This window comes from Pontibacter cellulosilyticus (genome assembly GCF_014306105.1).
GTDB classification, from domain to species: Bacteria; Bacteroidota; Bacteroidia; order Cytophagales; family Hymenobacteraceae; genus Pontibacter; species Pontibacter cellulosilyticus.
The window spans coordinates 509,960-516,756 of sequence record NZ_JACRVF010000004.1 but is presented as its reverse complement, the minus strand read 5'-3'; the positions used below and the strand labels follow the sequence as shown (position 1 = coordinate 516,756).

Annotated in this window: 8 protein-coding genes; 2 read left to right on the top strand and 6 right to left on the bottom strand. The window is 45.5% G+C overall.

From position 1 onward, the window contains the following. The 4 genes from H8S84_RS15565 to prmC form a co-directional block, all read right to left on the bottom strand. Positions 1 to 123 (bottom strand): GDP-mannose 4,6-dehydratase (locus tag H8S84_RS15565; protein ID WP_187067344.1); only part of this gene is annotated, 123 nt, incomplete at its 3' end. A 2-nt stretch (positions 124 to 125) separates the two neighbouring features. Further along, positions 126 to 1,163 (bottom strand): UDP-glucose 4-epimerase GalE, encoded by a 1,038-nt coding sequence (galE, locus tag H8S84_RS15560; RefSeq protein WP_187068272.1) that lies wholly within the window; start codon positions 1,161 to 1,163, stop codon positions 126 to 128. Between the two features lie 19 nt (positions 1,164 to 1,182). Next, complete coding sequence (locus tag H8S84_RS15555) at positions 1,183 to 1,770, bottom strand: acyltransferase (RefSeq protein WP_187068271.1); 588 nt, start codon at positions 1,768 to 1,770, stop codon at positions 1,183 to 1,185. 120 nt (positions 1,771 to 1,890) lie between these two features. Continuing rightward, positions 1,891 to 2,745 carry a peptide chain release factor N(5)-glutamine methyltransferase gene (gene prmC, locus H8S84_RS15550; protein WP_187068270.1) on the bottom strand — a complete coding sequence of 285 codons (855 nt, stop codon included), beginning with the start codon at positions 2,743 to 2,745 and terminating at the stop codon, positions 1,891 to 1,893. Positions 2,746 to 2,887: 142 nt separating this feature from the next. On the opposite strand from prmC, the gene ribD reads away from it, so the two are divergent. Together ribD and H8S84_RS15540 are read left to right on the top strand one after the other, a co-directional pair. Next, complete coding sequence (gene ribD, locus H8S84_RS15545) at positions 2,888 to 3,919, top strand: bifunctional diaminohydroxyphosphoribosylaminopyrimidine deaminase/5-amino-6-(5-phosphoribosylamino)uracil reductase RibD (RefSeq protein WP_187068269.1); 1,032 nt, start codon at positions 2,888 to 2,890, stop codon at positions 3,917 to 3,919. An 85-nt stretch (positions 3,920 to 4,004) separates the two neighbouring features. Continuing rightward, positions 4,005 to 4,487, top strand: a complete 483-nt coding sequence (locus H8S84_RS15540) for a GAF domain-containing protein (RefSeq protein WP_187068268.1) — start codon at positions 4,005 to 4,007, stop codon at positions 4,485 to 4,487. Positions 4,488 to 4,676: 189 nt separating this feature from the next. Here the strand turns inward: H8S84_RS15540 and H8S84_RS15535 are convergent, their stop codons facing one another. Together H8S84_RS15535 and H8S84_RS15530 are read right to left on the bottom strand one after the other, a co-directional pair. Continuing rightward, a complete protein-coding gene (locus H8S84_RS15535) occupies positions 4,677 to 5,360 on the bottom strand; it encodes a phosphatidylserine decarboxylase family protein (RefSeq protein ID WP_187068267.1) in 684 nt (227 codons plus the stop codon). A gap of 123 nt (positions 5,361 to 5,483) precedes the next feature. Beyond that, positions 5,484 to 6,758: a Glu/Leu/Phe/Val family dehydrogenase gene (locus H8S84_RS15530; RefSeq protein ID WP_187068302.1), complete on the bottom strand. Its 1,275-nt coding sequence runs from the start codon at positions 6,756 to 6,758 to the stop codon at positions 5,484 to 5,486. Positions 6,759 to 6,797: the final 39 nt, after the last annotated feature.

The following is a 6,797-nucleotide window of genomic DNA, read 5'->3' as shown; positions in this document are numbered from 1 at the left end:
CAGGTTGCCGGCGTACGTCAGCTTGTCGAGGTTGTAGATCTGGTAACTCGGGTACTTGTTCACGAACAAACGCACCACATGCGAGCCGATGAAGCCGGCGCCGCCCGTAATCAATATCTTCATAACTATACTTTTGCTGATTCTTTTTGAAGAGATAACTGCCAGTCCCAAGCGCTTTTCATGGCCTGCTCCAGGGTGCTAGTCGTTTTAAAACCTAATACTTCTGTAGATTTGGTTACATCGGCATATATTTTAGGAACATCACCTACACGGCGCGGACCTATTTTATAATTTAGCTTTTCGCCGGTTGCTTTTTCGAATGCCTTTACCGCCTCCAAAACAGTATTGCCAGTTCCAGTGCCTACATTATAAAACTCAATACTTTCAGCTTTATTCTCTAGCAGTCTGGCTACAGCTGTAACGTGCGCCTTCGCCAAATCAACTACATGAATATAATCACGGATGCAGGTTCCGTCTGGTGTATCGTAATCGTTCCCGAAAATAGTAAGCTGCTCTCTTATGCCCGCTGCTGTTTGTGTTATAAACGGCACCAAGTTGTTAGGCACACCAAGCGGTAGCTCGCCTATTTTAGCTGACGGGTGCGCACCGATTGGGTTGAAATAACGCAGGGCTATACTTTTAACATTGCTGCCGCTTATTGCCAGGTCTGTTAAGATCTCCTCACACATCTTTTTGGTGTTGCCATACGGCGAGTTTGCTTTCTGTACAGGCGTTTGTTCTGTAACCGGCAGCTTATCCGGAATACCATACACCGTGCACGACGAAGAGAAAACTAAGTTGTACACTTTCTGCTCCTCCATTACCTGCAGTAGGGTGACCAAAGAGCCAACGTTATTTTGATAATACTTTAGTGGCTCTGCTACTGACTCTCCTACTGCTTTGTAAGCCGCAAAATGAATTACACCTCTGATATCCTGCTCTTGCTCGAATAACTTGCGTAGCGCATTTGTATCGTTGCAGTCAATTCTGTGGCATGTAATGTTGCGGCCAAGTATAGCCTGTATACCATCTAAAGCACTCTCCTCTGAATTTGAGAAGTTATCAATAATAATTGGTTCGTATCCGGCCTCTACCAACTCTACCACAGTATGTGAGCCAATATAGCCCGCACCACCGGTTACAAGTATCTTTTCTTTTGCCAAAATTTAAAAGTTTGTTCTATTATTTGTTTATCGATTCTAATTTTAAAAAGCATTGCCCATTTTGCAACAGGTACACTTCCCCAGTATCAGGGCATATAGCCTCGCCAACCCGGTTAAACTCCAACTTATGCCCGTAGCGGCTTACCCACCCGTGCTGCACCGCCGGCACACCGTATACCAGCGCAAAGGCAGGCACATCTTTCGTAACTACAGTTCCTGCTCCCACCATAGCGTACTGGCCAATTTCTACACCACACACCACAGTCGCATTGGCACCTATACTTGCTCCTTTGCGCACCAGTGTTTTCTTGAACTCGTATTTCCGGTTAATAAAGCTGCGTGGGTTTATCACATTTGTAAACACCATTGAAGGGCCTAGAAAAACATCATCCTCGCAGACAACGCCAGTGTAAATAGACACATTGTTCTGAACTTTCACATTGTTCCCCAGCACCACATCCGGTGCAATCATTACATTTTGACCAATGTTGCAGTTTTCTCCAACCCGGCATCCAGGCATTAGGTGCGAAAAATGCCAGATACTGGTGCCTCTGCCAATTAGAGCTCCCTCATCTATTACCGCCGACTCGTGTGCAAAATGATCCATTTTGTATTTATTGCTATTGAAAGTGAAGAACCTAAAGCTCAGGCACTATTGCACTTTACTCCGGCAAAGATACAAGATTATAATATAAGTAGAATTGATGTGCGTGTAAATCAAGTGATACTACTTAACGGCTTTTACCATGCGGTCTTTGCCGAAAAGGTCTTTTATCACCTCGGCACTTTTGTAGCCGCTCTCCAGCAACAGCTGTTTTACCTCCTGTCCATAGCGTTCGTTTATCTCAAAGTATAGCTTACCTCCTTCTTTCAGCAAGTCTAGCCCCAGTTCAGTAATGCGTTTGTAGTATCTAAGTGGGTCGTTGTTTAGCACGAACAGCGCCAGGTGAGGCTCATATTTTAATACATTGGCTCGCATCTGCTCTTTTTCCATCTCCAGCACGTATGGCGGGTTACTGGTGAGTATATCCAGAGAGGCCGGAGCTATACTTTGCACCGGCTCAAACACATCCTGGTGCAGCCACCTTACCGGCAGATTATATTTAGTAGCGTTTATCTGAGCTACTTCTAAAGCACCATTCGATACCTCAAGCCCATACACCTGCTCCACATTAAGGTTGGCAGCCAACGCGAGCGGAATACAGCCACTGCCTGTGCATATATCCAGAACATGCAGTCCCCGTTGTCCCGCATGTTCTTTCACAACCAAGTCTACGAGTTCCTCTGTCTCTGGGCGTGGTATCAGTGCACGCTTGTCTATAAACAGGTCTAGATCATAGAAATATACCTCCTCTAGCACATACTGTATCGGTTCGCTTTCCTGCAGTCTTGTTACCGCCTGCTTTACCTGCTCCTCCTGCTCCTGTGTTAAAGGCTTGTCTTTTTTCAGGCTCAGTTCTAATTTGGATTTCTGAAGTACGTGCTCTAATAGCCGCTGGGCTATAGCGCCTGCCTCTGGCTCCGGATAAGCCTCTTGTATGTTTTCCCTTATATACTGACGAGTTTCCTGTACGGTAGCCACGGCTTTTCTTGCTTTCGGTTAGAATTGGGTATCTTTGCAAAAGTAGCTCTTTTAGAGTTACGAATTCTGAGTTACGAGTTGATGTGTGGTATAGATACTCTATAGTATACCTCTCTAACTCTTTAATTTTCTAACTCAAACAATGTCTGACGAACTATACATGCAACGCGCGCTGGAACTGGCCAGATTAGGGAGCGGCTTTACTAGCCCTAACCCTATGGTGGGTTGCGTGATTGTGCACAACGGGCAGATAATTGGAGAGGGATGGCACAAACAGTACGGAGGGCCTCATGCAGAGGTGAACGCAGTGGCTGAAGTAGAAGACAAAAGCCTGCTTCCAAAAAGCACTGCTTATGTAACACTTGAGCCCTGCTCCCACTTTGGAAAAACACCGCCCTGCGCCGATCTGCTTATTAGTCATGGCATAAAAGATATTGTGATCTGCAACACTGATCCTAATCCTTTGGTGGCAGGTAATGGCATTAAGAAGCTGTTTGATACCGGTGCACAGGTAAAAGTAGGTGTGCTGGAGGAGCAAGGCCTGGAACTGAACAAGCGGTTCTTTACTTTCCACAGCAAAAAGCGGCCATTCATACTTTTAAAGTGGGCTGAAACTGCAGACGGTTTTATTGCTGGAGTTAACTATAAACAGGAGCAGATAAGTGGAAAACTGGCTCAAAGGCTGGTACATAAGTGGCGTTCGGAGGAGCAAGCTATACTTGTAGGCAGCCGCACCGCCCTGCACGACAATCCACGCCTGAACACGCGCTTCTGGCCCGGAAAAAATCCAGTGCGTGTAGTTATTGATAAGCAATTACAGCTACCACAGCACCTGCATCTTTTTGACAAGAACCAAGCAACTGTTGTGTATAATTTTATAAAGCAGGAAGAGCAGGATAATTTATACTTTGTGCAGCTACAAGAGCAGGAGCCTTTGCTGCTACAGATCATGCAGGACCTGTACCGGCGCAATACACTCTCGTTGATGGTAGAGGGTGGCACCTTTCTGCTGGAAAGCCTACTGCAGAGTGGACTTTGGGATGAGGCAATAGTATTTAAAAGCAAGCATAAAGTGCTAGAAAGCGGTATAAAAGCACCTAATATGATAAACGGAAGACTATCTGATAATCAAGCTTTGGGTTCAGACCAGCTGCTGTTTTATAGAAACAATTAAATAGATTAAATAGATTAAATCAAAAATTAACAATAACCACTTACATATTCAGTCATTCACTCAATCACTCATTCAAAATTAAATTATGGCCGAATCACTTATAGTAGACCAGACCCTCAGCAAAGAGGAAAGATATAAGACGTTGCTTCCGCAGATAGAGGCACTTGTAACCGGCGAAACCGACCTTATTGCCAACATCTCTAACTTAGTTGCCGCTCTAAAACAGGGCTTCGACTTCTTTTGGGTTGGCGTATACTTTAACAAAGAGGGGCAACTGGTACTGGGGCCGTTCCAAGGGCCTATTGCCTGCACACGTATACCTTACCACAAAGGCGTTTGCGGGGCCAGCTATACACAGCAACAAACTATACTTGTACCGGATGTAGAGGCCTTCCCGGGCCACATTGCCTGCAGCAGCGACTCTAAGTCAGAGATAGTGGTGCCGGTAATAAAAAATGGTGAAGTAAAACTAGTGCTAGATGTTGACAGTGATAAGCTAAACGACTTCGATGAAGTAGACCAAAAGTACCTGGAGCAGCTGATGCAGCTAGTGGCTAACTGGTATTAGAATACCTAGAAGGAATCATTACCAAAGGACACAAGACTTAATACACAAAACTACACTGTCGCTAACAGGCATGTACAGAATGTTCTAAGCCACAACTCCAACCCAGATAAAACAAAAACGCCGCTACAATTATAGTTTGCAGCGGCGTTTTTGTTTAAATTCTTTTGTCAAAATTCCTTTGTCAACAAATTATCCGAACAATGTTGGCGGTGGCGTCTTCAGCTGTGCGATCACTGTCTGTCCGCCTTTTGTTTTCTGGCCTAGCTCCGCTTTGATTTCTGTATCCAATGGTACAAAGATATCTACGCGTGAACCGAATTTGATGAAACCGAACTCTTCGCCTTGGCTTACTTCATCACCCTCGTTTACATACCACACAATACGGCGTGCCATGGCTCCGGCAATCTGGCGGAATAACACCTCTGGACCGGCAGTAGACTCAACAACAACAGTAGTGCGCTCGTTCTGCGTGCTCGACTTTGGATGCCAAGCTACAAAATAGTTGCCTGGGTGATACTTGAAATACTTTACAATACCTGACACCGGGTTACGCGTGATATGCACGTTGATTGGTGACATGAAGATAGAAATCTGCTTACGCTTATCCTTAAAATACTCAGGCTCTTCTACCTCCTCAATTACCACCACTTTGCCATCGGCTGGAGCAATAATAAGGTCTTCGTGCAGCAGCAGGTTACGGTAAGGGCTACGAAAGAACTGCAGGATGAGCAGGAAAAGTACTACAGAAACGCCTGAGAAAATTCTGTTAAAGGTACCGTTTTCAGCGTTGAAATTGTAGAGCAGCAGGTTCAGCACTATCAATATCAACAATGTAAAAAATAAGATTCTCCGTCCTTCTTTATGAATTTTCATTCGTGTTTGAGTTATCCGCAGGTACTTTATATAACTTATAATAGCCCATCCTGTTTAGTGGATGGGCTATTATCCTGCTTCAAAATTATATAAAGTTTTGAATTTTCTAATAAAAAACTTCGCTTAGAAGCCTCCGCGATACTTATACGTCATAGCTACTTTATCGATAGCCACGATGTAGGCAGCAATACGCATTGGCACGTTATATTTCTGAGACGCAGCGTAAACACGCTCAAACGACTCATTCATAATACGCTCAGCACGTTCGTTAACGCGATCCAGTGTCCACTTAAAGCCCATGCGGTTCTGCACCCACTCAAAATAAGATACCGTTACACCACCAGAGTTTGCTAGGATATCTGGCACAACCATAATGCCTTTTTCGTTGATGATGTTATCGGCTTTATAAGAGGTAGGTCCGTTAGCACCTTCTACGATCAGGCGAGCCTGGATTTTATCTACGTTATGGATTGTAATTACGTCTTCCACAGCAGCCGGTACTAGCACATCCACTTTAGAAGTCAACAGTTCAGCCGGGTCAATCTGCTCAGCGCCTTTGTAGCCTTCTAAGCGGCCGTTGTTGCCGTTTTTATACTCGATAGCCTCTTCGATATCGATACCGTTGTCGTTCCAGTAAGCACCGCTCACGTCGCTCACACCTAGTATCTTCACACCGCGCTCAGCCATTAGTTTAGCAGCCCAAGAGCCTACGTTACCGAAGCCTTGTACAGCAGCAGTAGATTTGGCCGGATCCATGCCCAGTTTCTCCATTGCAGCCATTGCCGATACCATCACCCCACGGCCAGTTGCCTCTACGCGGCCCAACGAACCACCCAATACAAGCGGCTTGCCAGTTACTACACCGTGCTCTGTAGAACCCTTTGTTTTAGAGTACTCGTCCATCAGCCATGCCATTTCGCGTGGACCTGTGCCCATATCTGGAGCAGGGATATCGCGGTCAGGGCCAAAAATATCTACTAAAGAAGAAGTATAGGCTCTTGTTAAACGCTCTATCTCACCGGCAGACATAGAGTACGGGTCGCAGATGATACCACCTTTTGCACCACCGTAAGGAATATCTACCACGGCACATTTCCAGGTCATCCAGGCAGCCAGGGCCTTTACCTCATCCAGGAACACATCCGGGGCATAACGAATACCACCTTTAGACGGGCCAAGGATAGTAGAGTGCACTACACGGTATCCCTCAAACACACGCACTTTGCCATCGTCCATCGTAACAGGCACGTTAACGATCACCTGGCGCGCCGGCGACTTCAGAACATTGTACGTTTCCTCGTCAAGCCCCAATACTTCAGCCGCAATGTTAAATCGCGACATCATCGATTCGAAAGGATTTTCTCTGTCCTTTATCGGTGCAGGCTCTTTATATAACATCATCTACTATAAATTTTAGCGTTGATTAATGAGTTTATG